Annotated in this window: 30 protein-coding genes and 1 tRNA gene; 17 read left to right on the top strand and 14 right to left on the bottom strand. The window is 67.3% G+C overall.

Going from position 1 to position 26,998, the window contains the following annotated elements; all coding sequences use genetic code 11:
• Positions 1-73 precede the first annotated feature (73 nt).
• Both rplA and rplK read right to left on the bottom strand, forming a co-directional pair.
• Entirely contained in the window at positions 74-772 is a 699-nt protein-coding gene (gene rplA / locus J0A91_RS21345; protein ID WP_069206586.1) for a 50S ribosomal protein L1, read from the bottom strand.
• A 4-nt stretch (positions 773-776) separates the two neighbouring features.
• Positions 777-1,208, bottom strand: a complete 432-nt coding sequence (gene rplK / locus J0A91_RS21340) for a 50S ribosomal protein L11 (protein ID WP_069206585.1) — start codon at positions 1,206-1,208, stop codon at positions 777-779.
• Positions 1,209-1,407: 199 nt separating this feature from the next.
• On the opposite strand from rplK, the gene J0A91_RS21335 reads away from it, so the two are divergent.
• From J0A91_RS21335 to J0A91_RS21280, 12 genes are all read left to right on the top strand, one after another.
• Entirely contained in the window at positions 1,408-2,406 is a 999-nt protein-coding gene (locus J0A91_RS21335) for an ATP-grasp domain-containing protein (protein WP_069206584.1), read from the top strand.
• A gap of 113 nt (positions 2,407-2,519) precedes the next feature.
• A complete protein-coding gene (locus tag J0A91_RS21330) occupies positions 2,520-3,101 on the top strand; it encodes a TerD family protein (protein WP_069206583.1) in 582 nt (193 codons plus the stop codon).
• A gap of 43 nt (positions 3,102-3,144) precedes the next feature.
• Positions 3,145-4,329 carry a TerD family protein gene (locus J0A91_RS21325; protein ID WP_069206582.1) on the top strand — a complete coding sequence of 395 codons (1,185 nt, stop codon included), beginning with the start codon at positions 3,145-3,147 and terminating at the stop codon, positions 4,327-4,329.
• A gap of 29 nt (positions 4,330-4,358) precedes the next feature.
• Positions 4,359-5,459 (top strand): DUF475 domain-containing protein, encoded by a 1,101-nt coding sequence (locus J0A91_RS21320; protein WP_069206581.1) that lies wholly within the window; start codon positions 4,359-4,361, stop codon positions 5,457-5,459.
• A gap of 15 nt (positions 5,460-5,474) precedes the next feature.
• On the top strand, positions 5,475-6,053 hold the full coding sequence (locus tag J0A91_RS21315) for a TerD family protein (RefSeq protein WP_069206580.1): 579 nt from the start codon (positions 5,475-5,477) through the stop codon (positions 6,051-6,053).
• 26 nt (positions 6,054-6,079) lie between these two features.
• Positions 6,080-6,655, top strand: a complete 576-nt coding sequence (locus tag J0A91_RS21310; protein WP_069206579.1) for a TerD family protein — start codon at positions 6,080-6,082, stop codon at positions 6,653-6,655.
• 21 nt (positions 6,656-6,676) lie between these two features.
• A complete protein-coding gene (locus tag J0A91_RS21305; protein WP_069206578.1) occupies positions 6,677-7,825 on the top strand; it encodes a trypsin-like peptidase domain-containing protein in 1,149 nt (382 codons plus the stop codon).
• Positions 7,819-8,922 carry a phosphoribosyltransferase domain-containing protein gene (locus J0A91_RS21300; protein WP_069206577.1) on the top strand — a complete coding sequence of 368 codons (1,104 nt, stop codon included), beginning with the start codon at positions 7,819-7,821 and terminating at the stop codon, positions 8,920-8,922. Before J0A91_RS21305 ends, J0A91_RS21300 begins: the two co-directional genes overlap by 7 nt.
• Positions 8,919-9,668, top strand: coding sequence for an HAD family hydrolase (locus J0A91_RS21295; RefSeq protein ID WP_083224845.1), 750 nt, complete (start codon positions 8,919-8,921; stop codon positions 9,666-9,668). Before J0A91_RS21300 ends, J0A91_RS21295 begins: the two co-directional genes overlap by 4 nt.
• Complete coding sequence (locus J0A91_RS21290) at positions 9,658-10,764, top strand: cysteine protease StiP domain-containing protein (RefSeq protein WP_069206576.1); 1,107 nt, start codon at positions 9,658-9,660, stop codon at positions 10,762-10,764. Before J0A91_RS21295 ends, J0A91_RS21290 begins: the two co-directional genes overlap by 11 nt.
• Positions 10,761-11,702, top strand: a complete 942-nt coding sequence (locus J0A91_RS21285; RefSeq protein WP_069206575.1) for an HpcH/HpaI aldolase/citrate lyase family protein — start codon at positions 10,761-10,763, stop codon at positions 11,700-11,702. The genes J0A91_RS21290 and J0A91_RS21285 overlap by 4 nt, the downstream gene beginning before the upstream one ends.
• Positions 11,699-12,481 (top strand): AIM24 family protein, encoded by a 783-nt coding sequence (locus tag J0A91_RS21280; RefSeq protein WP_069206574.1) that lies wholly within the window; start codon positions 11,699-11,701, stop codon positions 12,479-12,481. The genes J0A91_RS21285 and J0A91_RS21280 overlap by 4 nt, the downstream gene beginning before the upstream one ends.
• Before the next feature lie 107 nt (positions 12,482-12,588).
• Here J0A91_RS21280 and J0A91_RS21275 read toward each other — a convergent pair whose 3' ends face one another.
• From J0A91_RS21275 to J0A91_RS21265, 3 genes are all read right to left on the bottom strand, one after another.
• Positions 12,589-13,071, bottom strand: coding sequence for a hypothetical protein (locus tag J0A91_RS21275; RefSeq protein WP_240502115.1), 483 nt, complete (start codon positions 13,069-13,071; stop codon positions 12,589-12,591).
• Between the two features lie 58 nt (positions 13,072-13,129).
• A complete protein-coding gene (locus tag J0A91_RS21270; RefSeq protein ID WP_169833203.1) occupies positions 13,130-13,999 on the bottom strand; it encodes a toxic anion resistance protein in 870 nt (289 codons plus the stop codon).
• Between the two features lie 31 nt (positions 14,000-14,030).
• Positions 14,031-14,107, bottom strand: a tRNA-Arg gene (locus tag J0A91_RS21265).
• 78 nt (positions 14,108-14,185) lie between these two features.
• Between J0A91_RS21265 and J0A91_RS21260 the strand changes: the two genes are divergently transcribed.
• Both J0A91_RS21260 and J0A91_RS21255 read left to right on the top strand, forming a co-directional pair.
• Entirely contained in the window at positions 14,186-14,959 is a 774-nt protein-coding gene (locus tag J0A91_RS21260) for a queuosine precursor transporter (RefSeq protein WP_069207545.1), read from the top strand.
• Between the two features lie 139 nt (positions 14,960-15,098).
• The gene (locus J0A91_RS21255; RefSeq protein ID WP_069206572.1) at positions 15,099-15,941 is read left to right on the top strand and encodes a GGDEF domain-containing protein; all 843 of its coding nucleotides are present in this window, start codon (positions 15,099-15,101) and stop codon (positions 15,939-15,941) included.
• 7 nt (positions 15,942-15,948) lie between these two features.
• Here the strand turns inward: J0A91_RS21255 and purQ are convergent, their stop codons facing one another.
• The 5 genes from purQ to J0A91_RS21230 form a co-directional block, all read right to left on the bottom strand.
• Positions 15,949-16,617 (bottom strand): phosphoribosylformylglycinamidine synthase subunit PurQ, encoded by a 669-nt coding sequence (purQ, locus tag J0A91_RS21250; RefSeq protein WP_069206571.1) that lies wholly within the window; start codon positions 16,615-16,617, stop codon positions 15,949-15,951.
• Positions 16,614-16,844 carry a phosphoribosylformylglycinamidine synthase subunit PurS gene (gene purS / locus J0A91_RS21245; protein ID WP_069206570.1) on the bottom strand — a complete coding sequence of 77 codons (231 nt, stop codon included), beginning with the start codon at positions 16,842-16,844 and terminating at the stop codon, positions 16,614-16,616. The genes purQ and purS overlap by 4 nt, the downstream gene beginning before the upstream one ends.
• Positions 16,845-16,995: 151 nt before the next feature.
• The gene (gene purC, locus J0A91_RS21240) at positions 16,996-17,775 is read right to left on the bottom strand and encodes a phosphoribosylaminoimidazolesuccinocarboxamide synthase (RefSeq protein WP_069206569.1); all 780 of its coding nucleotides are present in this window, start codon (positions 17,773-17,775) and stop codon (positions 16,996-16,998) included.
• Positions 17,776-17,872: 97 nt separating this feature from the next.
• The gene (locus J0A91_RS21235) at positions 17,873-18,718 is read right to left on the bottom strand and encodes an HlyD family secretion protein (protein WP_069206568.1); all 846 of its coding nucleotides are present in this window, start codon (positions 18,716-18,718) and stop codon (positions 17,873-17,875) included.
• A 95-nt stretch (positions 18,719-18,813) separates the two neighbouring features.
• A complete protein-coding gene (locus J0A91_RS21230) occupies positions 18,814-18,975 on the bottom strand; it encodes a hypothetical protein (protein WP_169833202.1) in 162 nt (53 codons plus the stop codon).
• 95 nt (positions 18,976-19,070) lie between these two features.
• Here J0A91_RS21230 and gcvA point away from each other — a divergent pair, with 95 nt between their 5' ends.
• The 3 genes from gcvA to J0A91_RS21215 all read left to right on the top strand — a co-directional run bounded on the left by gcvA (position 19,071) and on the right by J0A91_RS21215 (position 24,082).
• The gene (gene gcvA / locus J0A91_RS21225; RefSeq protein WP_338056913.1) at positions 19,071-19,985 is read left to right on the top strand and encodes a transcriptional regulator GcvA; all 915 of its coding nucleotides are present in this window, start codon (positions 19,071-19,073) and stop codon (positions 19,983-19,985) included.
• A gap of 39 nt (positions 19,986-20,024) precedes the next feature.
• The gene (gene parC / locus J0A91_RS21220; RefSeq protein WP_069206566.1) at positions 20,025-22,280 is read left to right on the top strand and encodes a DNA topoisomerase IV subunit A; all 2,256 of its coding nucleotides are present in this window, start codon (positions 20,025-20,027) and stop codon (positions 22,278-22,280) included.
• Positions 22,281-22,366: 86 nt separating this feature from the next.
• Positions 22,367-24,082 (top strand): EAL domain-containing protein, encoded by a 1,716-nt coding sequence (locus tag J0A91_RS21215; RefSeq protein WP_083224843.1) that lies wholly within the window; start codon positions 22,367-22,369, stop codon positions 24,080-24,082.
• Here J0A91_RS21215 and J0A91_RS21210 read toward each other — a convergent pair.
• The 4 genes from J0A91_RS21210 to J0A91_RS21195 are packed head-to-tail and all read right to left on the bottom strand — an operon-like array spanning position 24,052 to position 26,961.
• Positions 24,052-25,251 (bottom strand): CCA tRNA nucleotidyltransferase, encoded by a 1,200-nt coding sequence (locus tag J0A91_RS21210; protein WP_069206565.1) that lies wholly within the window; start codon positions 25,249-25,251, stop codon positions 24,052-24,054. The genes J0A91_RS21215 and J0A91_RS21210 overlap by 31 nt on opposite strands.
• The gene (locus J0A91_RS21205; RefSeq protein ID WP_069206564.1) at positions 25,239-25,841 is read right to left on the bottom strand and encodes a CoA pyrophosphatase; all 603 of its coding nucleotides are present in this window, start codon (positions 25,839-25,841) and stop codon (positions 25,239-25,241) included. The genes J0A91_RS21210 and J0A91_RS21205 overlap by 13 nt, the downstream gene beginning before the upstream one ends.
• Positions 25,838-26,404, bottom strand: a complete 567-nt coding sequence (locus tag J0A91_RS21200; RefSeq protein ID WP_069206563.1) for a DUF1285 domain-containing protein — start codon at positions 26,402-26,404, stop codon at positions 25,838-25,840. Before J0A91_RS21200 ends, J0A91_RS21205 begins: the two co-directional genes overlap by 4 nt.
• 50 nt (positions 26,405-26,454) lie before the next feature.
• A complete protein-coding gene (locus J0A91_RS21195; RefSeq protein ID WP_069207543.1) occupies positions 26,455-26,961 on the bottom strand; it encodes a GNAT family N-acetyltransferase in 507 nt (168 codons plus the stop codon).
• Between the last annotated feature and the right edge of the window lie 37 nt (positions 26,962-26,998).

Below are 26,998 nucleotides of genomic sequence, written 5' to 3'. Positions count from 1 at the left end.
AGGCTGCAGCGCACGCAAAAAGGGCCGGGATTGCTCCCGGCCCTTCGTGTCTGTCGCGTGGATTTGCGAAGGCTTACGCCGCGCTGACTTCCGCGGTGTCGACCTTGATGCCGGCGCCCATCGTCGAGCTGACGGCGACCTTGCGGACATACTTGCCCTTGGCGCCCGAGGGCTTCGCCTTGACGACCGCATCGACCAGCGCATCGAAGTTCGCGCGCAGGTCTTCCGCCGGGAACGACGCCTTGCCGATGCCCGAATGGATGATGCCAGCCTTTTCGACGCGGTATTCGATCTGGCCGCCCTTGGCGTCCTTGACCGCCTGAGCGACGTTCATCGTGACGGTGCCGAGCTTCGGGTTCGGCATCAGGCCCTTCGGACCGAGGATCTTGCCGAGCCGGCCGACGACGCCCATCATGTCCGGGGTCGCGATGCAGCGATCGAAGTCGATCTTGCCGCCCTGGACGATTTCCATCAGGTCTTCCGCACCGACAACGTCGGCACCGGCGGCGAGAGCTTCCTCAGCCTTCGCGCCCTTGGCGAACACGCCGACGCGAACGGTCTTGCCGGTGCCCTTGGGCAGCGTGACGACGCCACGGACCATCTGGTCGGCGTGACGCGGATCGACGCCGAGGTTGAGCGCGACTTCGATCGTCTCGTCGAACTTCGAGGTCGCGTTGGCGCGGGCCAGCTCGATTGCCTCGTTGATGCTGTACAGCTTGTCGCGGTCGATCACGGTGGCGAGGGTCTTCGCCTTCTTGGTCAGCTTTGCCATGATATCAGCCCTCCACCACTTCGAGGCCCATCGCGCGGGCCGAGCCCTCGATGATGCGCGTTGCCGCTTCGATGTCGTTCGCGTTCAGATCCTTCATCTTGGCCTGTGCGATTTCCGACAGCTTCGAACGGGCGATCTTGCCCGCGCTGGTCTTGCCCGGCTCCTTCGAGCCCGACTTGAGGCCGGCGGCCTTCTTGATGAGGTAGGTCGCCGGCGGCGTCTTGGTCTCGAACGAGAAGCTGCGGTCGGCATAGACGGTGATGACGGTCGGCAGCGGCGTGCCGACTTCCTCATTGCCCGTCGAGGCGTTGAACTGCTTGCAGAACTCCATGATGTTCACGCCGCGCTGACCCAGCGCAGGGCCGATCGGCGGCGAGGGGTTCGCCTTGCCTGCAGGAACCTGCAGCTTGATGTATCCGGTAATCTTCTTTGCCATGTCACTCTCTTTCGGTCGGGCGCGCACGGTGGCGTGCCCCGATCAAGTCTAGCGGTTGGTAACGGGCGCGTTTGACGGCACCCTCCCGCACGAATCCCATTGCTGTCGCTCTGGAAGGGCGCGCGCTTAGCGCAAGCGGCGCGGCGATGCAATCGCGCGCTTCGGTTGACGCGGCGGCGCGGGGCGATATCGGCAAGCTATGAAGGTGTGGTTCAACCAATCGTTTTCGCTTCGCAACATCGTCGCAAGGATCGTGTCGGAACGGCCCGGCGTCCAACTCGCGGTCAGCGCGATCGACCCGGAGTCGCCGGTGTGCGATGTCGCGCCCGAATTCTGGCAGGAGCCGGCGCGCGGCACGGTCGATTACCCGGAATGGCTGCTGGCGACCGCGATCGAGCGGCGTGTCGATGCGCTGGTCGCGCAGCGCGGGCGGATGGATGTCGCCGCGATGGCCGACCGGTTCGCGGCGGAGGGGATCGCGCTGCATGTTGCCGCCGACGCGGTGACGCTGCGGCTGCTCGACGACAAGGCGGCATTCTCGGTGGCGCTGGCGGGAGATCCGATGCTGTGCCCGACGATCCCGGTCACGTCGGCCTTGGCGTTCGAGGCGGCGGTGGATGCGTTGACGCAAGGCGGTGCTTCCGCCTGCGTAAAGCCGTCGACGGGGATTTACGGCGCGGGCTATTGGACGCTCGATGCGGTGGCCGCGCTCCAGCATCTCGCTGATCCCGATGCGCGCCGGATCACCCCCGAAGTCTACGCCGCCGCCTTGCGCGAGGGCGAGGCGCGGGGGGAGGACTTCTCCTTGCTCGTCATGGAGCATCTGCCGGGGCTGGAGGCTTCGGTCGATGTGGTCGCGGATCGTGGAGACGTTCTGGTCGCGGCGGTGCGGACCAAGCTCGACGCCAACCGCCAGCGCATCGAGACGCGGCATCCGTTGATCGCGCATGCGACCGGTCTGGTCGCGCGCTATGCGCTGCATGGCGCGGTCAACGTCCAGTATCGGCAGGATCGCGGCGGGGCGTGGCGAATCCTCGAAATCAACACGCGCGCCGCTGGTGGCGCGTCCTATTGCGATGCGGTCGGCATACCGTTCAGCACCACCTGGATCGACGTGGTGACCGGAACCGCCCGGCGCTTCGACGCGGACGTGGATGCCGAGATCGTTGCCGTGGTCCGTGCCGAGCGGCGGCGATGAACGGAAGCTGCGCCGGGATGGGCACGATCGTCCGGCCTTGTGGTTTGTAGGTCAAACGTCATAATCATTTGGCATACAGCGCGTTATAATAATGAGTTCATGGAGAAGCCCGCTTGGTCAGTCTGCAAAAAGGCCAGTCCGTAAGGCTGGAGAAATCGGGTGGCGGCGCGCTGACGCGGGTGGCGATGGGCGTGGGCTGGGACGTGCGCAAATCCAAGGGTCTGTTCGGGCTGTTGGGCGGCGGTGGCGGCGATATCGATCTCGATGCTTCGTGCCTGCTGTTCGATGCCGGCGGCAATGTGCGCGATCAGGTGTGGTTCCGGCAGCTTGCCAGCACTGATGGCAGCATCGTCCATAGCGGTGACAATCGCACCGGCGCCGGCGACGGTGACGACGAGACGATCAACGTCGATCTGACTCGCGTGCCCGCTACGGTCACCGCGCTGGTGTTCACCGTCAACAGCTTCACCGGCGAAAGTTTCGACCGGATCGAAAACGCCTATTGCCGCGTTATCGATTTGAGCGACGGCAAGGAAATGGCGCGCTATGACCTGACCGGGTCAGGCCCGCACACGGGCCAGGTGATGGCGAAGCTGGTCCGATCGGGCGATGGCTGGGAGATGAAGGCGCTGGGCGAGCGTACCACCGGACGGACATTCCACGACATGATGGGGGTGATCCGCGGCGTGCTCTGACGCCGCCGCCCATTCTATTTTGCCGACACGAACAGGAGATCGCATGACCGATCTGCAACAAGGCGGCAACGCGCCCGTGCCCGGCGATGCGCTGACCGTAACCTTTGCCTGGACCGCTGCGGGCGGGGTGGATGCCGATGCATCTGCCTATCTGCTGACCGGTGCGGGCAAGGTGCGGGGCGACACCGACATGGTGTTCTACAACCAGCCCGAGGGCGGCAACGGTGGCATCCGTTTCGCCGCGTCGGGCGGGCAGGGCGCGTTCGAGGTCGATCTCGCGCGGCTGCCGGCCGAGATCGAGCGGATCGTGTTCTGCGTGACGATCCACGAGGCGCAGACGCGCGGGCAGACGCTGGCGCGGCTCGACGGCGCGGAGATCACGGTCGCGCCGCGTGGTGGCGGGGAGGCTTTGCGCTTCCGTCCGCAACTCGCGGCTGCGAGCGAGGCGGCGATGACCTTCGGCGAACTGTATCGTCGCAACGGGCAGTGGAAGTTCCGCGCGGTCGGGCAGGGGTTCAACGGCGGGCTTGCCCCGCTCGCGCGCTCGTTCGGGATCGATGTCGCCGACGAGGCGCCGGCTGCGGCGGCACCGCCTCCGCCGCCCCCCGCACCTCCGCCAGCCGCGCCGCCGGTCAGTCTCAGCAAGGTGACGCTGGAGAAGCGCGGGCAAACCGTAAGCCTCGCCAAGCGTGGCAACAGCTTCGGTGAGATCACGATCAACCTCAACTGGTCACGCGGGCGCAAGGGGCTGTTCGGCGGCGGCAGCGCGATCGATCTCGACATCGGTTGCCTGTTCGAGCTTGCCGATGGGCGCAAGGGCGGGGTGCAGGCGCTCGGCAACGCGTTCGGATCGTTCGATCAGGCGCCGTATGTCATGCTGTCGGGCGACGACCGCACCGGCGACGTGTCGGCGGGCGAGACGCTGCGGATCAACGGCGCGTTCTGGCCGCAGATCAAGCGTATCGCGGTGTTCGCCAACATCTATTCGGGCGTACCCAACTGGCAGCAGACCGATGGCGTGGTGCTCGTCACCATGCCCGACCAGCCGCCGATCGAAGTGCGGCTGACCGAAGGCCGCGATGACCGGCGGCTGTGCGGAATCGTGTTGATCGAAAATGATGCGGGCGCAATCAAGGTTACGCGGATCGTGGAATATCATCATGATACGCGCGTGCTGGACGAATCGCTCGGCTGGGGCCTGCGCTGGGTCTCCGGGCGCAAAGATTGAGGCCGCACGCGGCAAACCGGGGAATTACAGTGTTTAAATATTTCAGGGGATCGTTGCTTTTTACCGCGCTGTGCCTCGTGCTCGGGGCGATTTTGGGCTGGACGATCACGCATGATGTGGCCGGCACGCTCGGCATCCTGTGGATCGTATTGGTATTGGGCGTGCTCGAAGTGTCGTTGTCGTTCGACAATGCGGTCGTCAACGCGACCGTGCTGCGCGACATGGACCCGGTCTGGCGGCGGCGCTTCCTATCATGGGGCATCATCATCGCGGTGTTCGGGATGCGAATCCTGTTCCCGCTGGTGATCGTCGCGATCGCAGCGCAGGTCGGGCCGATCGAGGCGCTCAAGCTCGCCGCGACCGACCCGGTCACCTACGAGCGGATCATCACCGGCGCGCATGTCGGCATCTCCGGCTTCGGCGGCGCCTTCCTCGCGATGGTCGGGCTGACCTTCTTCCTCGACGAAGAGAAGGATCTGCACTGGATCGGCGTGATCGAGCGGCCGTTCTCAAGCCTGTCACGCATCTCGGGGCTGGCGATCGGCATCGTGCTGCTCGCGCTCTACGGCATCTCGCGGATGATCGCGCCCGAGGAGGCGATGACCTTCATCACCGCGGGCATCTTCGGGCTGGTCGCCTATATCGCGGTGCAGGCGATCGGCGCGTTGCTCGAACAGGGTGAGGGCGATGAGGACGCGGGCCATGCCGGTGGGCAGGCCGTCGCGGTGGCGGCGGCGAAATCGGGGCTGGCGGCGTTCCTGTATCTCGAAGTGCTCGATGCGTCCTTCTCGTTCGACGGGGTGATCGGCGCGTTCGCTTTGTCGAACAACCTGTTCATCATCGCGCTCGGCCTCGGCATCGGTGCGATGTTCGTGCGGTCGATGACGGTGATGCTGGTCGATCGCGGCACGCTCTCAGAATATCGTTTTCTGGAGCATGGCGCGTTCTATGCGATCATCGCGCTCGCCACGATCATGCTGCTGTCGGTGCGCTTCGAAATCCCGGAGACGGTGACCGGGCTGATCGGCGCGGGTCTCATCGGCCTCGCCTTCGTCGCCTCACTGCGCTCGAAGGGCGACGATGACGACGACGCGGTCGCGCCGACCGGCGAACGCCTCAACATCTCGTAAGCAGGAGACACCATCATGTCGGTTAGCCTTAGCAAAGGCGGCAACGTCAGTCTGTCAAAGGAGGAGCCCGATCTCAGCAAGATCCTGATCGGGCTCGGCTGGGATACCCGCACCTCCGACGGCGCGGATTTCGATCTCGACGCGAGCGCGTTCCTGCTTACGGCGGGCGACAAGGTGCGCAGCGACAGCGACTTCATCTTCTACAACAACCTGCGTTCGAGCGACGGATCGGTCGAACATACCGGTGACAACCGCACCGGCGAGGGGGACGGCGACGACGAGGCGCTCAAGGTCGAACTGACCCGCGTGCCCGCCGACGTGCAGAAGATCGCGATAAGCGTGACGATCCATGAGGCCGAGGCGCGCCGCCAGAGCTTCGGCATGGTCTCGAACGCGTTCATCCGCATCGTCAACGATGCGACTGGCCGCGAGATATCGCGTTACGATCTCGCCGAGGACGCCTCGACCGAGACGGCGATGGTCTTCGGCGAAGTCTATCGCCACAATGGCGAATGGAAGTTCCGCGCGGTCGGGCAGGGCTTCAAGGGTGGCCTCGCCCCGCTCGCGCGCAATTACGGCGTCAACATCGGCTGAATCTTTCGGCCACACAGGAGTTCGACATGGCAGTTTCACTTTCCAAGGGCGGCAACGTCAGCCTCAGCAAGGAAGCACCCGGCCTCAAGGTCGTCCGGGTCGGCCTCGGCTGGGATACGCGCGTCACCGACGGCAGTGCCTTCGATCTCGACGCGAGCGTTTTCCTGCTCACCTCAGCCGGCAAGGTCCGTTCAGACGCCGATTTCGTGTTCTACAACAACAAGAACGGCGCCGACGGCTCGGTCGTCCACCAGGGCGATAACCAGACCGGCGAGGGCAGCGGCGACGACGAGGTTGTGGTGGTCACGCTCGACCAGGTGCCCGCCGAGATCGAGAAGCTGAGCTTCGCGGTGACGATCCACGACGCCGATGCGCGCAAGCAGAATTTCGGCATGGTCTCGAACGCGTACATCCGTGTCGTCAACGGCGATGGCGGCACCGAGATCGCGCGCTACGACCTGTCCGAAGACGCATCGACCGAGACCGCGATGATCTTCGGCGACCTCTACCGCAACAATGGCGAGTGGAAGTTCAAGGCGATCGGCCAAGGCTTCGCCGGTGGTCTGGGGCCGCTTGCCCAGTCGTTCGGCGTCAACGTCTGACACGCAGGACATCGCCCGCCGATGCGTGATCTGGTTGCGGGCGAACGGGCTGCCATCGCTGGCGCGGGCGTTTTCGCGCTCGCCGGGGATGGCGGCGACCAGCCGACGCTGGCGCTGATCGCGCTGGGGGCGGACCGGCGCGTGTCGCCGGTCTTCCCGCCGATCGATGCGCTCACCCGCGAAATGCGCCCGGCGGCGCAATTCGAGGATGGCGCGCGGCTGCGCGTCGCGCTCGATGACATGCCGGGCGCGGTCGAGCGGCTGGTGTTGATCGCGTTCGATCGCGGCAACCAGCCGATCGCGCGGGTCGTCACGCTCGAAACCGAGGCGCTGCGCTTCGCGGTCGATCTGCGCGAGCGGCCCGACGCGGCGGTGATCCTGATCGAATGCTACCGGCACCAGGGCGCGTGGCGGATCGCGGCCAACGGGCAGGGCTTCGCGATGGGGCTGAGCGCGATCGCGGCGGCCTATGGGATCGATCATAGCTGGGTGACGCGGTTGATCCCGCGGCTGCAACCGCCCGACGCCGACGAGCGCGCACCGCGAACCGGCGCGTCGAGCGGTAGCGGTGTCGCGATCGAGCGGCACCACATCCTGACCAACGCACATGTTGTCGAGGACGCGAGGACGGTGACGGTGCAGGCGGGCGGACGGCCGCTTTCCGCCGATACGGTGTTCGCCGATCGCCGCAACGATCTCGCGCTGCTCCGCGTCGAGACGCCGATGGCGGGGGTGGCGCAGTTCCGATCGGAAGTGGGGCTTCACCTGGGCGAGGATGTCGTCGCCTTGGGGTTTCCCTTGCAGGGGCTGCTCGGCACCGGACCGCAGGCGAGCGCGGGCAACATTGCGGCTTTGTGCGGAATCGGCAATGACAGCAGCCTCTTCCAGTTCACCGCACCGATCGCCAGCGGCAACAGTGGCGGCCCGATCCTCGATATGGCCGGGCATCTGATCGGGCTGGTGTGTTCCTCCCTCAACCTCGACCGCATCCGCCAGTCCGGCGCGAGCGCGGAGAACATCAATTTCGGCATCAAAGGTGCGATGATCCTCAGTTTCCTCGATTCGTTCGGTATCGAACCACAGATGGCGCACGGCAACGCCGTGATCGGCCGCGCCGCCGTCGTGCGGCAGGCGCGTGACACGATCGCACGGGTGACGTGCGAATGCTGAGCGTGGCCGAAGAGACGCGCGTCATCGACCTGCCGACCGGGCGGCTCGACATCGCGATCGAGGAGGCGGTGTGGCCGCTCGACCGGCTGTGCGCGTTCGCCGCGCGCGAGAACCCGCGGCGCGGTTTCCTTGTCGTGTCGCGTGTGCTCGGGCGGCATCTGCCGACGCCGCCGCAGGTGATCCGCGCCAGCGCGCGCGATCTGGCGGCGCGAATCCCCGCCGGTCTGCCGGGGCCGGTGATGGTGATCGGGCTCGCCGAAACCGCCGTGTGCCTCGGCCAGACCGTGCATGAGGAGCTGCGCGCGGCGAGCGCGCGCGACGATGTGTATTTCCTGCACTCGACCCGCCAGCAGCTCGACCACCCCTTGCTGTGCCGGTTCGAGGAGCCGCACAGCCATGCCTCGGCGCATCTGATCTATCGCCCCGATCTACCCGAGCCGCGCACATTGGTGATCGTCGATGACGAGATTTCGACGGGCACGACGCTGTGCAACCTCGCCGAGGCTTTGGTGGCGGCGTGGCCGCGGGTCGAGGCGATCGTCGTGGCGACGCTGACCGACTGGTCGCGCGGTCGCGGCTGGCAGGCGCGGATGCCGCGCCCGACTCAGGTGGCGTCGCTGCTCGGCGGGCGGCTGGAGTGGACGCAGGGCGCGGTGGCGCTGGCGGATGCGGGGTTCGACCAGGCGGCGGCGTCGCTCGGGCGGATGGCGTCGCATCGCAATGTCGGCAGGCTCGGCATCGCCGCGCCGGTCGCGCCGCCGCCGGATATGGCGCTGCCGGAGATCACCGGGCCGGTGCGTGTGCTCGGCACTGGCGAGTTCACCTATCTGCCGTTTCGTCTTGCCGAGCGCCTTGCCGGCGAAGGGCATGACGTGGTCGTGCAGGCGACCAGCCGCAGCCCGGCGCGGATCGGCGCGGCGATGGCCAGCAAGCTCTGCTTCTCCGACAATTATGGAACCGGTGTGCCCAATTATCTCTACAATGCCGATCCGTCGGATGGCCGCATGACCCTGATCGCGCACGAGACCGGCGCTGGCACGATCGATCCGGCACTGATCGCCGCGCTCGATGCGACGCCGATCGGCTGGTCGGCGTGATCCGCGCGATCGCGCTCGTCGATCTGGACGACACGTTGTTCCAGACGCTGCGCAAATGCCCGGAGGACGTGCCGGTCGAGCGGCTGACTCCGCTCGGCTTCGCCAAGGACGGATCGCCGCTGAGCTATGCGACGCCGCGCCAGATGCGGTTCCTCGAATGGCTCGCCGAGACGACTCATCTCGTGCCCGTTACCGCGCGCAGCCTCGATGCGCTGCGGCGGGCGCATATCCCGTTCCGCGCGGCGGTGTGCGCGCATGGTGGTGTGGTTCTCGACGAGACCGGTGAGGTCGATGCGGCCTGGGCGGAGACGATCGCCGCGCGTGCCGCGCCGCATGCCGCCACGCTGGCGCGGTTCGCCGAGGCGATTGCCGCCGAGGCGACCGCGCGCGGCGTGGCGATCAACGCGCGCGTGCTGAGCGAGGGCGACCTGCCGCTCTACACGCTCGCCAAACATGCCGATGCGGATGCCGAGGCGCTGTTCGCGGTGGTCGATGCTGCCGTGCCGGAGTTGCCCGAAGGCTGGACCGACCATCGCAACGGCAACAATGTCGCGCTGATGCCGCCGTATCTCGGCAAGCGCCATGCGGTGGCGCATATCCTGCCGGCGCTGCGCGCGCGCTTCCCCGATGCGCCGGTGATCGGCGTGGGCGACAGTTACACCGACGCGCCGTTCATGGCGCTGTGCGACTTCGCGATGATGCCGCCGCGTTCGCAGCTCGCCGGGGGGCTGTTCGATGCCGGCTGAAGCACGGCTGCGCGCCGAAACGCCGTTTTCGGGGAGCTACGATCCCGCCGACGTCACCTTCCTGCTCAAGCCGGTGACGATGGCGGCGACCGGGGTCGCCGACAAGGAAGCCGCGATCCAGTCGGGCCGGCGGCATTATTCGGAGATGATCGCGCCGGAAAGCGTGCCGGGGGCGGACTATCTCGCGCTGTATCACGCCGCGCTGGCGCGCAACGGCGCGCGGCTGGCGCAGGATGTCGCGAGCCTCGCCGCGCACGTCGCGGCGCGGCGACCGGGGCGCGAGGTGGTGATCGTGTCGCTGGCGCGGGCGGGTACGCCGATCGGGGTGCTGCTCGCGCGCACGCTGCGCGCCTGGGGGCACCGGGCGAGCCATTATTCGATCAGCATCATCCGTGATCGTGGCATCGACCTGAACGCACTCGCCTATATTGCCGCGCGGCATGATGCGCGCGACGCGGTGTTCGTCGATGGCTGGACCGGCAAGGGCGCGATCGCGGGCGAACTCCGCGCTTCGCTGGCCGAGCGTCCGTTCGGGTTCGCGCCCGAACTCGCGGTGATCGCCGATCCGGCCGGACAGGCCGATCTGGCCGCGACCGACGATGATTATCTGATCGCCTCGGGGTTGCTCAACGGCATCGTCTCGGGGTTGTTGAGCCGGTCTATCCTCAATGCCGACGTGGTCGGGCCGGGCGATTTTCACGCCTGCGTCACGTACCCGCAGTTCGCCGCGGCCGATCTGTCGCGCGCTTTCGTCGATGGTATTGCGCCGCTCGCCGCCGCCGCGACGCCACGTTCCATCGCAGGCCATGCCGACCGTCGCCCGGCGCTGCGTGAGGGGTGCGAGGCGATGATGGCGGCGTTGCTGGCGCATGCCGGCACGCAGGACCGCAACCGGATCAAACCCGGCATCGCCGAGGCGACCCGCGCGCTGCTGCGGCGGATGCCCGAGCGGCTGCTGGTGCGCGACCGGGGCGACGAAGACGTTGCACATCTGCTCCATCTCGCCGCCGAGCACGGCATTCCTGTCGAGCCGCTCGGCGAACAGTCTCGCTACCGGGCGGTCGCGATCATCCGTACCCTGGGACACGATTCATGACGCTCGAACCGCTTCCCGCGCTGGCGCTCGGCGCGACGCTGTACATGCCCTGCACGCGCGACGACCTCGCCGAGGCGCTGCTCGGCGCGCGGCGCATTCCGGGGCTGCGGTCGGCGGTGTTGTGCCTTGAGGATGCGGTGCTTGAGCGCGACGTGCCGCAGGCGCTGCGGCATCTCGCCGCGTTTCTGCGCACGCTGTCCGCACGCCCGGCGGGTCCGGCCGAACCGCTGCTGTTCGCGCGCCCGCGCGATGCGGCAATGCTCGAACGGATATTGTGCATGCCGGGGGTGGAGCGGCTGACCGGCTTCGTCATCCCCAAGGCGCATGCCGACAGCATGCCGGCCTATCTCGCGCTGCCCTTCCACGACCGGCACCGGCTAATGCCGACGCTGGAGACGCGCGAGGCGTGCGACGCCTATGAGATGCGGCGGCTGCGCGACCAGTTGCTGGTGGTGCAGGACCGTATCCTCGCGCTCAGGATCGGCGGCAACGATCTGCTGCGTGCCATGGGCTTGCGCCGCCCCGCCGGGCGCACCGCGTATGACGGGCCGCTCGGCGGGATCATCGCGAGCCTCGTCGCGAATTTCGCGCCATGGGGCTTCGCGCTCAGCGCGCCGGTGTTCGAGCGGTTCGCCGACGTGTCGCTGCTGCGCGAGGAGGTTGCGCGCGACATCGAACATGGCCTGCAGGGCAAGACCGCGATCCATCCCGACCAGATCGCCGTCATTCACGCCGCGCTCGCGGTGCCAGCCGCGCAGGTCGAGGAAGCGCGGCTGATGCTCGCCGACGACGCGCCCGCCGTGTTCGCGCACGACGGCGCGATGTGCGAGCCGGCGACTCACCGCGCCTGGGCCGAGCGGCTGCTGGAGCGCGCCGCTTTCTATGGAATCGCTGACCCGCAGCCTGCGCTGCGCCTCATCACAGGAGCCGACCAATGAGCGATTTTCGGACCCGCATCGACGAGCAGGCCAGTGCCGGCGTGCGCTTCGAAGTCTATCAGTTCGAGCGCAAGAGCCATGTGCTCGCGATGCCGATGCCCACCACCACCGATGGCACCACGCCGGTGATCCACCTCCACCCGCCGCACGCCGCGACGGCGCGGCAGGTCCGCATCGTGCTGGAAGGCGGCGCGGCGCTGTTGGAGCCGGGCGCACTGCAATATGCGCACGGCAAGTTGCAGGTCGAGATGCAGAAGAACGCCGGCGCGGGCGGCTTCTTCTCGCGCGCGATCACCTCGGCGGGATCGGGTGAGAGCGCGTTCGCGACTCGCTACGCCGGTTACGGCGAGGTGTGGACCGAGGTGACGACCAAACACTTCATCCTCGCCGCGATGGACGGCCCGCAGGATTCGCTGATCCTCGACGATGGCGCATTCTACGCCTGCGACGCCAATATCGCGCTGTCGACGCACATCCACCGCTCGGTGCAGGGCATCCTGTCGGGCAATGGGCTGATGCAGCCGAAGCTGACGGGCGCAGGCGCATTCGTCGTCGAATCACCGGTTCCGGCGGATGAGGTCGAGGTGGTCGAGCTCGACGGACAGAAGGAACTGATCGTCGATGGCGATCTGATGCTGATGTATTCGGCGGGCTTGCAGGTCGAGCTTCGCCCGCTGGTGCGGGGCTTGCGCAACGCGCTGCGCAGCGGTGAGGGGCTGGTGTATCTGTTCCGCGGGACGGGTACGGTGTGGCTTACGCCGACGATGCGGCTGGGGTAAAAACGAGCCGATCCCAACCCGTTCGTGCTGAGCTTGTCGAAGCACGTGTCCAGAACACGCCCTTCGACAAGCTCAGGGCGAACGGAGATTGCGGACGGCCGGACACGCTATCGTAGCGGATCGTCGCCTTTGCCGTAGCGGTTCTCGATGAAGCGGAGGTTGTCGGCGAAGCTGTCGAGATCTTCCTGAGCAAGCGAGCGGGACAGCGCCTCGAGACGGGCGATCATGCGTTCGAAGCCCTGATTGAGATTGTAGCTGGCCGAGCGGCCGGTCTGGCGGAAAATCTCGGCGCGGTGGCTCGCCGGGATCTCGGCATAGCTTTCGATCAGCCGGGGCAGATGATCGTCGCGCATCTGGCGGACTTCGGTCGCCGCCGAGATCATCAGCGTGTCGTCACGGGTGCGCGCGTCGATTTCGGCGATCAGCGCGAGCAAACGGGCGACGAGCGGACGCGAGGCTTCGGGCAGGCGCGGATCGTCGGCGGAGATCGCGGGTGCGCTCGGCGCGGCGGGGGTGCCCGCCGGCGCCGTCGGCAGCGGTTCGATCGGCCCGCTCAGCCACCCCGCCAGTCTGTCGAGAAATCCCGTCAACTCACCCTACTCACGCCTGCGCCGTCCCGCCACGGTAGAGCATCGACCCGATGCCGCGCTAGAGGGTGCCGCGCGATGCTTCGGCGGCGTCGATCGCGCGGCGGGCTTGCGCGATCGCGTCGTCGAGCGCGCGTTGCAGCGCGTTGCCGCTCGTGGGCGTGTCGCGGGCGGCATCGGCGGTGCGTTCCAGCGCCGCCGCCTGCCGGGTGAGGGCCTGACTGCCGGTGACGGCGCGGCGCGCGGCGAGCGCGGTGCGCAGCGCGGCGACGCTGGTCTCGCGCGCGCGGTCGAGCGCCTGCGCGAGCGCATCCTGGCTGTTCGCAACGAGATCGAGCGTGAGGATGCCCTGGTGCGTGACAGCGATCTGGGTGAGCATGTCCTGTTCGCGCGCCAGCAAGCGCTCGGTGGCGGCGCCGCGCAGGAATTGGGCGCGCTCCGGCCGCTCCCGGACGATTTCGCGTGCCGCCGATTCGACTGCCTGCGCGCAGGCGCGGATCAGGCCGAGCGCGTCATCGAGCGCGGTCGCCGCGGCGCGGAGCTTGGTGCGGTCGGTGTCGATCATGATCTGCGCGCGCGTGACCGAGTCGCGCTCGCGCGCCAGCGTATCGACCAGCGCCTCGATGCGGGCGGCGGGTGGCGGCTCGGGCGCGGCGCGGGTGGGGAACAGCGACCATGCGGGTTTCGGCGCTGGCTCCGCGAGGCTCAGCGCGAGTGTCTGCAAGGTCTGGAGGCCCTGTTCGGCCGAAGCGGTTGCCACCACGCCACGCTCAAGCCGTCCGCTTGCTTCGGCGGCGGCGCTGATCGCCTGCCGGCCGAGCGAATCGATCCCCGCCAGCACCGCATTGTCCTCCACGGCGAGCCATTGCCGCAGCACCAGCCGCGCCTCGGCGCGAACGTCGCGGTCTCGCTCGGGTGGGGCAGTGGGCAAAGGCCGATCCTTCAACAACCCGTCGGGCGATTGGCGCGCCCGGAGGGATTCGAACCCCCGACCGAGGAGGTAGAAGCTCCTTGCTCTATCCATCTGAGCTACGGGCGCGCGCTACGCCCCGGTTAGCGGGATTTGCGCGATCGTGAAACGACGATATTACGATTGGTGCGCGAAGGGGGCGCGATCATGCTCGACAAGGTGGTGGCATCCGATCTGCGGGGCAGGCAATTCCGCTACTATGATTTCGTGATGGTCGCCTTCGTGGTGATCCTGGTGCTGTCGAACGTCGTCGGTGCGGGCAAGCGCGCGGTGATCGACCTGCCGTGGATCGGGCTGTGGCCGTTCGGCGCGGGCATCCTGTTCTTTCCGATCTCCTACATCCTCGATGACGTGCTGACCGAGGTGTATGGCTATGCCCGCGCGCGGCGCGTGGTGTGGGCGGGGTTCGTCGCGCTCGCCTTTCTGGTGGCGATGGAATGGACGACGGTGGCGCTGCCGCCCGCCGCGGACTGGGGCGGGCAGGCGCATTATGAATATGTCTTCGGCGCGCCGCCGCATTTCGTTTCGGCGTTCCCCTATGTCGATGTCGGCATCGGCGGGCGGATCGCCTTCGCGTCGCTGTGCGCCTTCTGGGTGGGCGATCTGCTCAACTCCTATGTGCTCGCGCGCATGAAGATCCTGACCGAGGGCAAGTGGCTGTGGACGCGCACGATCGGCTCGACGATCGTCGGGGAGGGGGCGGACAGCCTCGTCTTCTATCCGCTGGCGTTCTACGGCCTGCCCGACTGGCCGGTGCAAGCGATGCTGATGGTGATGCTCAGCCAGTTCGTGCTCAAGGTCGGCTGGGAAGTGGTGCTGACCCCGGTCACCTATGCGGTGGTGGGTTTCCTCAAGCGCCGCGAGGGAATCGACGTGTATGATCGCGGGACGGACTTTTCGCCGTTTCATGCCGGGGTTTAGGGATTTTCGGAACGTCGTCGTCCCCGCACCGTTCAGCGCGGCACGACAGGGTGTTAGCGTTTGTTAAATCACGCTTCTTTAGATTCATCGCTGCTGTTTGACGGGCTTGCCCGTCCTGTACCCGGGGGAAGCCAGTAGCATGCGATTCTACGAAGCCACGCGGTTCCTCTTCCCGCGCAGTTTCCACCTGCGCCTGTTCACCTTGTGCTTCGGTGCCGTCCATCTGCCGCTGATCGCGTTCTGCATCACCGAAGCTGTCCTGCAGCAATGGGAATGGCGCGTGTTCGTGCCGCTGCTCGTTGCGACGCTGACCGGCACCGTGGCGGCGATCGGCGCGGTGTGGGCGCTGCTCGCGCCGGTGGCACACGCGACCGCGATGCTGCGGACGCTCCAGCGCGGCCAGCGAATCGCGGAGATTCCCGTGGGCGGCCCGGATCTGGTCGGCGAACTGCTGCGCGGTGTCGCGCGCGCGGCCGCCGAGACGAGCGCGCGGATCGAGCGGCTCACCAAGGCCGCCGAAAGGGATTTGCTGACGGGCCTGCGCAACCGGCGCGGCTTTCTCGATGCGGCGGCGCCGCTGCTCCACCGCGACCGGACCTCGGTGGTAGCGATGCTCGATCTCGACCATTTCAAGACGACCAACGATCGGTTCGGGCACGAGGTGGGCGACGCGGTGCTTCGCGAGTTCGCGCATCGACTGAACGGTGCGCTGCGTCCGTACGACCTGAGCGCGCGTTGGGGCGGCGAGGAGTTCGCCGTGTTATTGCCCGACACCGGGCTGGACGAAGCACGCGAGATCGTGGAGCGTCTGCGCACCGGGTTGTACGCCGATCCGATCACGGCGGGATCGGGCCATTCGCTCACGTTTTCGTGCGGGATGGCGGTAGCGCGCGATTATCCGACGCTGGTGACGGCGATGCGGGATGCCGACGAGGCGCTGTACGGCGCCAAGGACGCCGGCCGAAACCGGACGATGACCTGAGAAACGCTCAGGCGCCGACGGTTTCGAGCAGCCCTTCGAACAGCCGGCGGCCATCGTCACCGCCGTGCGCGGCCTCGATGCGGCGTTCGGGGTGCGGCATCATGCCGAGCACGTTGCCGCCGGCGTTGAGCACGCCGGCGATGCCGCGCGCCGAGCCGTTGACGGCGCCAGCGTACCGGAACGCGACGCGGCCTTCGGCTTCGAGTCGGTCGAGCGTTTCGGCGTCGGCGAAGTAGTTGCCGTCATGGTGCGCGACCGGAATGGTGATCGTCTCGCCCTGCGCGTAGCGGCTGGTGAAGGCGGTCTGCGCATTCTCGACGGTCAGCGCGACATCGCGGCAGACGAAGTTGAGGCCTTCGTTGCGCATCAGCGCGCCGGGCAGCAGCCCCGCTTCGGTCAACACCTGGAAGCCGTTGCAGATGCCGAGCACGGGCAGACCCTTGTCGGCCGCCTCAACCACCGCGCGCATGATCGGCGAGCGTGCGCCGATCGCGCCGGAGCGCAGGTAATCGCCGTAGGAAAAGCCGCCGGGCAGCGCGACGAGGCCGACGCCGTCGGGCAGCGCGCTGTCGCCGTGCCAGACCATCTCGGGCTTGCGGCCGGTCACCGATTCGAGCGCGACGGCGATGTCGCGGTCGCAGTTCGAGCCGGGAAAGACGATGACGGCGGTCTTCATGCGCGTTCCACCCGGTAGTTTTCGATCACGGTGTTGGCGAGCAGCTTGCGGCACATGTCGTCGATGCTGGCATCGTCGGTGGAGTCGGCGACGTCGAGTTCGATCAGCTTGCCCTGGCGGACATCGTTGACACCGGCGAAGCCGAGGCCATCGAGCGCCTTGTGGATCGCCTTGCCCTGCGGATCGAGCACGCCCGGCTTCAGCGTGACGAAGATGCGGAGCTTCATGAGCAATGTCCTGCTTGGAAAGGTTCCGCGCGCTATGGCGATGGCGGGCGCGCGCCGCAAGTCTTGTCGGAACAGCGCGACCGCTCAGTCGAGCGCCAGCGCCGCGGACGGCGTGGCGGTGACGAGGCGGCGAATCACGCCGCCCCGGTGCTTACTTGCCCCGGTTCAGCCGGTGCTGTTCGAGATCGAGCACCGCGTTCTCGGCGCCCTCCGGGAGCAGGCCGAGCCGGCGCGCGACCTCCTGATAGGCCTCGACCTCGCCGCCGAGATCGCGGCGGAAGCGATCCTTGTCGAGTTTCTCGTTGGTCGCGATGTCCCACAGCCGGCAGCCATCGGGGCTGATCTCGTCGGCGAGGATGATCCGGCCGAAATCATTGTCCCAGATCCGGCCGAATTCGAGCTTGAAGTCGACCAGACGGATGCCGATGCCGGCGAACAGCCCGCTCAGGAAATCGTTCACGCGGATCGCGAGGTCGGCGATGTCGTGCATCTCCTCCTGGCTTGCCCAGCCGAACGCCGAGATATGCTCGTCGGTGATCATCGGATCGCCGAGCGCATCGTCCTTGTAATAATATTCGATGATCGTGCGCGGGAGGGGCGTGCCCTCCTCGATGCCGAGCCGCTTCGCGAGCGACCCCGCCACGACGTTGCGCACCACGACTTCGATCGGCACGATCTCGACCTGGCGGATCAACTGCTCGCGCATGTTGAGCCGGCGGATGAAGTGGGTCGGCACGCCGATCTGGCCGAGCAGGGTGAAGATGTGCTCGGAAATTCGGTTGTTGAGCACGCCCTTGCCGTTGATCGTGCCCTTTTTCTGCGCGTTGAACGCAGTGGCGTCATCCTTGAAATATTGGATCAGCGTGCCCGGCTCCGGACCCTCATAGAGAATCTTGGCCTTGCCCTCGTAAATCTGGCGGCGGCGAGCCATGCGGCAATACCCCTGAAATGAGCGGCCCCGGCATCGCGGGACGCGCGGCCGGGGCGGGAAAGCCCGAGGCTATATCGAAAGCGTAGGAGGGGTGCAATCAATCGCTTGGGGCATCGGTGCGCGAGCGGGTGAGAGTGAGGCGTTTGCGCAACGGCGCCAGCGCGCGCCAGAGCAGCCACAGCAGGCCGAGCACCACCAGCGGCGGCACCAGCGTGGCGAGGACTTGCAGCACCACGATCAGCGTGGTCTGCGCGGACGCGGTAATGGTGGCGAGCGCATCGGCGAAGGGCGAGCGCGGATCGAAGCTGCGGATCACGCGGCCCGATTCGTAATCGAACACCATCGGCGTGGTGGCGAGGCTGTCGCGCAGGTCGGCGATCTGCGCGTTGGTCTGCGAAGGCGCCTGCGCGATCTCGGCGCGCTGCTGCTCCAGCGTGGCGCGGACATCCTTGTCGAGACCGGGGCGGGCGAGTTGCTGGTCGATCCGGGCGAGTTGCGCTTTCACGTCGCCGAGTTGCTGCTGCGCGCGGCCGATCGCGGCGCCGGCATCGGTGCCGGTGATCTCGGCGTTGACGAGCATGCCGTCGGCAGCGTCGATCGTGGCGATGCCCTGCTTGCCGAAGGCGCGGGCGATGGTGGGGTCGAGCTTGAACGCCAGCGACGCCGCGATCCGGTCGTCGCCGAGCAGGGTGTAGCGCATGCCGGTGATCCGGCAACGCAGGATGCCGAGCTTCTCGCAGGCCTGCGCATGTGCCTCCTGCGCGGCGGAAATACGCGCCGGCGGCAGGCGAAAGGCGTAATGGTAGTTGAACGCGACGCCCGGCGCTGCCGTGACGGCGACGCCGGGGCTGGAATCCGCCGCTTCGCTGGTCTGCGCTTCGTTCGACGCCTTGCTACACGCGGCAAGCGCCAGGATCGAAACCAACACCAGAGTTGTGCGCATCCACCATCTCCTAAACGGGATGGCACGATCATATCCGAGTAAGTTGATCGGTAAAGCGGTATTTTATCGCGACGAAGTGTTTAGGCCCTGCGCGATCATTTGCAGGGCTTCTTCACCTCGCGTCGCCACGGCGCATCAAACTGGTCTTCGTTCAGGCGCTGGAAGGCGGCCATCGCCGCCGTGAAAAGCTTATGGATCATGTCGCTGACTCGCTGATGGTGATCGGCCCATTCGGGTCCGTGAAAATCGTCGTGCATGGCAGTCCTCCTCGTTTCCGGTTCGGTGCGCGCACGTTGGATATGGCACCGGCCAGAAATCGCCGCCAACAAAGCGCTCGACATGATCGACAAGCGTGGCTTATCAATTTGCGATGCGCCGCATTCCGCCCCTAGCCGCCGTCCGGGTGTTCGAAGCGGCGGCGCGGCATGAGAATTTCACGGCAGCCGCCGCCGAGCTCGGCATGACGCAGGCGGCTGTCAGTTATCAGATCAAATTGATCGAGGAGCGGCTCGGCGTGCCGCTGTTCCGGCGCGAAAAGAAGCGCGTGCTGCTCACCGAAGCAGGACGGCGGCTCTCGCCGCAGGTGACGGGGGCGTTCGACACGCTCGACACCGCGTTTGCCGCCGTGCGGGCCGACGATGGCGCGCTGCTGACGATCTCTACCTCGAACACGTTCGCGAATGCGTGGCTGGCGTGGCGGCTTGGCAGCTTCCAGGTCAGCCATCCCGACACGGCGGTGCGCGTGCTGACCGGCGATGCGATGGCCGATTTCGTGACCGATGATGTCGATGTCGCGATCCGCGCCGGGCTGGGCGGCTGGCCCGAGCTTGCCGAGCACAAATTGATCGACGTGGATTTCACGCCGATGTGCAGCCCCGGATTCCTCAAACGTTATGGCCCGTTCACGCCGAAGGATCTGCTCAGGCTGCCGATCATCAGCCGGCATGATATCTGGTGGCCCTATTGGCTGCGCGAGGCCGGTGTGGACGTGCCCGAGGGCAAGCCGCCGCCGGGTGTGCGGCTCGATTCGCAGGCGCATGAGGGGCACGCCGCGATCGCCGGGCAAGGCATGGCGATGCTGACGCCGTTCTTCTGGCGCAACGATCTCGCCGACGGCAAGCTGGTGCGGCCGTTCGAACAGGTCTCGACCCGCGGCCATGCCTATTGGCTGGTGTATCCGGCGGCGCGGCGAAATGTGCCCAAGGTCAAGCGCTTCCGCGAGTGGCTGCTCGACGAACTGGCGCGCGGTGTGCCGCTTCCGGTGTGAGAGCTTCCCACGCGCGCTAAACCGGATTAACCGGAACATATGGCCACCACCGACCTGCCGCCCGACAACCCGCCCATCGGCATTCTCGACGCCCCGTTCGATAGCGCACTTTCGGATCGGTATCTGGTCTATGCGCTTTCGACGATCACCGCGCGCTCGCTGCCCGACGTTCGTGATGGGCTGAAACCCGTACATCGCCGGCTGCTGTGGGCGATGCGGCTGCTTCGGCTCGATCCCGCGCAGGGGTATAAGAAGAGTGCGCGCGTCGTCGGCGACGTGATCGGCAAATACCATCCGCACGGCGACCAGTCGGTCTATGACGCGATGGTGCGGCTCGCGCAGCCGTACATGATGCGCTATCCGCTCGTCGACGGGCAGGGCAATTTCGGCAATATCGATGGCGATAACGCCGCCGCCTATCGCTACACCGAAGCGCGGCTGACCCAGGTCGCGATCGACCTGATGGACGGGCTCGACGAGGATGCGGTCGATTACCGGCCGACCTACAACGGCGAGGATCACGAACCCGAGCTGTTCCCGGGCGCTTTCCCCAATCTGCTCGCCAACGGCGCCGCCGGCATCGCGGTCGGCATGGCGACGAGCATTCCGCCGCACAATGTCGCCGAACTGTACGAAGCGGCGATCCTGCTGGTCGATCAGCCCGAGGCCGACGATGCGGCGGTGGGGGCGCTGGTGCGCGGGCCGGACTTCCCGACCGGCGGCCTCGTCGTCGATTCCGCCGCCGCGATCGCCGAGACCTATCGCACCGGGCGCGGCGGCTTCCGCGTGCGGGCGCGCTGGCATGTCGAGGATCTCGGGCGCGGTACGTGGAACGCGATCGTCACCGAAATCCCGTATGGTGTGCAGAAGGGCAAGTTGATCGAGCAGATCGCGACGATCATCAACGACAAGAAACTGCCGATCCTCGCCGATATCCGCGATGAATCGGACAGCGAGATCCGTGTCGTGATCGAGCCGCGCAGCCGCAGCGTCGATCCGCAGTTGCTGATGGAGAGTCTGTTCCGCCTCTCCGACCTCGAATCGCGCTTCAGCCTCAACCTCAACGTGCTCGACAAGACTCGCACGCCGCGGGTGATGAGCCTGCGCGAGACGTTGCTGGCGTGGGTCGAGCATCAGTTCGTTATCCTGCGCCGTAAGAGCGAGCACCGGCTCGCCAAGATCGCCGACCGGCTCGAACTGCTCGACGGCTATCTGATCGCCTATCTCAACCTCGATCGCGTGATCGAGATCATCCGCACCGAGGATGAGCCGAAGCCGGTGATGATCGCCGAGTTCGGGCTGACCGACCGGCAGGCCGAGGCGATCCTCGACATGCGGCTGCGGCGGCTGCGCAAGCTCGAGGAGATGGAGATCCGCAAGGAGCGCGACGGTCTGGAGAGCGAACGCAACGGACTGGAGGCGCTGCTTGGCAGCGAGGCGCGGCAGCGCACGCGGTTGAAGCGCGACTTCGGCAAGCTGCGCGACCGCTATGGCCCCGAGGCCACGCTCGGCAAGCGCCGCACCTCGATCGAGGAAGCCGCGCCCGCGCGCGATATTCCGCTGGAAGCGATGATCGAGCGCGAGCCGGTTACCATCCTGCTGTCGCAGCGCGGCTGGATTCGCGCGATCAAGGGGCATCTTGATGCGGCCGGGATCGCCGCGGCGAAGTTCAAGGAGGGCGATGCCGCGCTGTTCAGCCTGACCGCGCAGACCACCGACAAGATCCTGCTCGCCGCCGACAATGGCCGCTTCTTCACGCTCGGCGCCGACAGATTGCCCGGCGGGCGCGGCTTCGGCGAGCCGGTGCGGCTGATGATCGACCTCGACGGCGCGGTCGAAATCGTCGGACTGTTCCGCGCGAGCATGGCGGAGAAACTGCTGGTCGCGGCGAGCGACGGGCGCGGCTTCATCGTGCCGGTTGCGGAGACGCTGGCCGAAACGCGCAAGGGCAAGACCGTGGTCACGCCGCGCGCGGGCGCGAAGCTGAAAGTGGTGCGTCCGGTCGACCCGACCGCCGACCAGGTCGCGGTGATCGGCGAGAACCGCCGTCTGCTCGTGTTCGCGCTGGCCGAGTTGCCCGAGATGGCGCGCGGGCAGGGGGTGCAGTTCCAGCGCTACAATGATGGCGGCCTTTCCGACGCGATCACCTTCGTGCTGGCGCAAGGGCTGAGCTGGACGATGGGTGGCGAGAGCGGGCGCACGCGCACCGAAGCGGACCTTACCTTCTGGAGATCGGCACGGGGTGCTGCCGGGCGGATGCCGCCGAATGGGTTTCCGCGCGATAATCGTTTCTAAAATAACGATTTTGCTGGCATTGTTTCGGCTGCGACGGGCTGAAACCTTCAGACCGTCTTAACCGAATTGCCGTAGCGCGGAGGGTAATGGGACTCGATACATCTCGCGCGTCGACCGCAATCTCGCCGCTCGGCTTTGTCGAGCGGGTGTTCAATGCCGTGCCCAGCATCAAAACGACCGGGCGGCTGATCGGCCTGTTGCCGATCCCGGCGATGGTGATCCGCGCCAAGGCGGGGCGAATCACGATCGACGCCACCAACGTGCCGTTCAAGCAGGCGGCCCTCGGGTGCCCGATCGACGGCGCGTCGCTGCTCGATCTGATCGGCGCGCGGATCGCCGCCTTTGTGGAAAGCGACCGGCTTGAAGAGAGTTTCCCGCTCCACTTCGGTGACCGGGTCGAGCGCCGCCACCTTCGGGTGACGGTGGCGCGCGTCGCGCGCAATGCGGAAAGTCGCTGCCTCGTCACCTTCGTCGATCAGACCGCCGAGCTTCGCACCGAGGACAATCTGCGCCGCGCGATGTTGACCGACAGCCTGACGGGGCTGCCCAACCGTGCCGGCTTCAGCGACCTGGTGGAGCATCTGCTCGAAGAAGCGCCGTCGGGATTTCGCTACGCGGTCATCATGCTCGATCTCGACCGGTTCAGCCGGGTGAACGCCTGCCTCGGCTCGATGTCTGGCGACGAACTGCTCATCACCGTGGCGCGGCGCCTGAAGGGCGTCCTGCGCGCGCATGACGTGCTGGCGCGCAGCGGCGGCGATGAGTTCGCGATCTTCCTGACCGTGGAAGATGGTAGCAAGGATGTCGCGCATGTCACCAAACGGGTCGCGAGCGCGCTGTCCACGCCGTTCCGCCTGTCGGGCTATGAGATCCGCGTGGCCTGCTCGGTCGGCGTCGCGTTCGGGGCGGCGCGGCTCGACGATCCCGAGGAACTGATCCGCCACGCGCAGTTCGCGATGAAGCGCTCCAAGGGCAGCGGCCATGCCGAAGCGTACCAGCCGCAGGCGTTCGACATCGCGCGCGAGCAGTTCGGGATGGAAACGGCGCTCCGCCGTGCGATCGATCGCGGCCAGTTGCGGCTCAACTACCAGCCGATCTACGATCTGTCCTCGGGGCGGCTGGTGTCGTTCGAGGCGCTCGCGCGCTGGCGGGACGAGGCGGGCATGGAGTACCTCCCGTCCGACTTCATCCCGGTCGCCGAGGAATCGGGGCTGATCGTGCCGCTCGGCCGCTGGGCAATCGAGGAGGCGGTGCGCAGGCTCGCGGAGTGGGACGCGCGGTTCGGCGGCGATTGCGGGGTTAAGATCGCGGTCAACCTGTCGGCGATCCAGCTCCAGCGCGACAGTATCACGCCGCTGCTGCAAAGCGCGCTCACCACGCATGGCCTGCCGGGATCGCGCTTCACGCTCGAACTTACCGAAAGCGCGCTCGTCACCGATCCCGACCGGATCGCCGGCATCATGCACGGGCTGAAAGGGCTGGGCACGACGATCGCGATGGACGATTTCGGCACCGGCTATTCGAACCTCGCCTATCTCCAGAAGCTGCCCATCGACATCCTCAAGATCGATCGCAGCTTCGTGACCGGCATGCTCGCCGATCGCGACAAGGTGGCGATCGTTCGCGCGATCCTCAGCCTGGCGCAAGCGCTTGGCATGCAGACCACCGCCGAAGGGGTCGAGACCAGCGATCTCGCGCAGACGCTCGCCGCGCTCGGCTGCACCTACGCGCAGGGCTTCGTCTATGCGCGACCGCTCGAAGCGGAAGACGCTTATGCGTTGCTGGAAACCCGCCGCCACTGATCGAGTGCCGCATCGACGATCGCGTCGAGCCGGGTCTGATCGGGAAAACCCTCGCGCACCCATTCCGCCTCGATCGTGCGGAGCAGTCTGGCGACCTCCGGACCCTTGCGGACGCCGCGTTCGACCAGCGCGCCGCCGCTGACCGGCAGGCGGGGCGGCTGCCAGCCAGCGATCGATTCGACATCGGCGGCCGGGCGATCCGACAGCAGCAGCCGGTCGGTCGCGAGATCGGGGCCGAGCGTGTAGGCGATCGCTTTTGCCGGTGCGTCCCCGGCGGGCTGGGTGGCGCTGACGAGGCGGCGGCGATCGAGGTTGGAAAGCTTCAGCCGCGCGCCGACATCCTCCGCGATCGTCGCATCGGCCGGCAACAGCGCGGCGAGGCGGCGGATCGGGTTGGGCGCGGTCCCGCTGTCCGCCTCGCGCGTCGCCAGCCGGGCAAGGCGGTCGGCTGCTACGATCTCGGGCAGAACGGGGCGGAAGATGCCCTTGTCGATCATCAGCGCGACCGTGGACACGGCATTGTCCGCGAGCAGCAGCTTGAGCAGTTCGGCCGCGATCCGCTCGCGCGACAGCGCCATCAGGTCATTGGCACGCGCCGCGCACGCCGCCAGTCCGTCCGCATCGACCGTCTCGCCGAAGCGCGCGTGGAAGCGGAAGAAGCGCAGGATGCGCAGATGATCCTCGGCGATGCGCTGGAGCGGATCACCGATGAAGCGGACGCGCCGCGCCGCGAGATCGTCGACCCCGCCGAAATAATCGAACACCTCGCCGGTGCGCGGATCGGCATAGAGCGCGTTGATCGTGAAGTCGCGGCGCGCGGCATCCTCTTCCCACGCCCGCGTGAAGGCGACGGTGGCGTGGCGGCCATCGGTTGCCACGTCGCGGCGCAGCGTCGTCACTTCGACCGGGCCTTCGGGCAAGACGGCGGTGATCGTGCCGTGGGCGAGGCCGGTCGGCACCGCCTTGATGCCGCTTGCGCGCAGAAGGTCGAGCACGTCCTCGGGCGGCAGCGCGGTGGCGAGGTCTATGTCGGCCACATCGATCCCGAGCAGCGTATCGCGCACCGCGCCCCCGACGAAGCGCGACGCGCCCGGACCCAGCACTTCGCACAATCGGTCGAGACCCGGCCGCGACCGCCATGCGGCGTGGGGCAGGATCAGCCCGCCCATCGCAACCGCCGCGAGAGGTTGACGATCATCGCCGCGGTCGCGCCCCAGATTCGCTGACCGCCCCACAGGATCTCGTAATAATGCCGGTTGCGGCCCTGCCATTCGACCGACACTTCGAGGTGATTGCCCGAATCGAGCAGGAAATCGAGCGGCACCTCGAACACTTCGGCGACTTCGGCGGCGCTCGGCACCAGCACGAGATCGGGCGGGACCACGGCCACCACCGGCGTCACGCTGAAGCCGGTGATGGTGCGATAGGGATCGCTTTCCCCGACGACGATCACCCGCTCGCGCGGCAAGGCGATCTCTTCCTCTGCCTCGCGTAACGCGGCGGCGACGGCATCGGCATCGTCGGGATCGATCCGGCCGCCGGGAAAGGCGACCTGTCCGGCGTGGCGCTTCATCGTATCGGTACGGCGTGTGAGGATGACGCCGGGTTGCGCGCGATCGGTGACGGGCACCAGCACCGCCGCGCGGACATCGGCTCCGGTAGGGAGCGGCGCGCCATCGACATGATCGCCGGTCAGCAGGATGGTATCCTCGGCATGGCCGGCGGCGAGTGCGTGGCGCAGCCGTTCGACCAGAATCATTCGGTCGGCTCCAGCGCGAAGAACGCGCCCTTGCTCCACAGGCCGGGCGGCTCGTCGCCGCTCGCGATCGCGAGAGCGGCGAGTTCGTAATAGACCGGACGCGCGACCAAAGCGTCCATCCCGCCGCGCACGGCGAGATAGGGGCGGGGGCCATCCTCGCCAGCGACGAATCGCAGCGGATGATCCGGACCGGCGGTGACGAGATCGCCGGTGTTGAGCCGGAAGACGAGCGACTGCGCCTGGCCCGACCCTTCCGCCTTCAGCTCGACCGCGACGAACGGCGCATCCTCGACCGCGATGTCGAGCTTCTCGACGGGGGTGACGAGCACGTAGCCGCCATCGGCCTCGCGCCGCAGGATCGTCGAAAACAGCCGCACCATCGCCTCGCGTCCGATCGGCGAGCCCTGATGATACCAGGTGCCATCGCGGGCGATTCGCATCTCGCTGTCGCCGCAGTGCGTGGGGTTCCACCGCTCGATCGGCGGGAGTTTCTGGTCTTCGGCAAGCCGCGCGATCTCGGCGAGCGAGAGCGCGGACAAATCGGGCATGGGGTCCATCGGCATGGTGCGGGCGGTAAGCCAGCCCGGCGGTCGCGTAAAGTCAGGTGCTGGATTCAGGCGAGCGCAGGTATGCGCGGAGCGAGCATTCCCGCAGCCTCGGGCGCGGCGCCGCGCGCGAGCAGGCGGCGCTGCTCGACCGGGCCGGGCGCGCGCCACAGCGCGGTCGCGCGCGCATCGAACCCGAAGAAGCGGCCATAATATTCGGGGTCGCCGATCAGCATCAGCGGGGGCGCGCCCGATGCCTCGGCGGCGCGGATCGCGTGATGGGTGAGCCGCTGGCCGACGCCTTCGCCCTGCCGCGCCGGCTCGACCGCGATCGGCCCGACCATCACCAGCGGATCGTTGCCGCCGCCGTCGCGCACCAGCCGCACCGGCCAGCATTGGATCGTGCCGACCAGCGCAGTGTCCGCGACCGCCGCGAAGCTGAGCGCGGGAATGGCGCTGGTGCCCTGGCGGATCAGATAGGCGGTGCGGCGGTGCCGGTCCGGCCCGAACGCACGATCGAGCAACTGCTCGGTCGCGGCGGTGTCGATCTCGGCAAGGGGCACAATCGCGATCACAGGCATCGTCCGCAACGTCCCGGCAGAAGGGCGACCG

The sequence above is a fragment of the Sphingomonas panacis genome (assembly GCF_001717955.1).
Taxonomy (GTDB): Bacteria; Pseudomonadota; Alphaproteobacteria; order Sphingomonadales; family Sphingomonadaceae; genus Sphingomonas; species Sphingomonas panacis.
The sequence above is the reverse complement of the archived record's forward strand: the minus strand, read 5'-3'. Positions and strand labels throughout refer to the sequence as shown.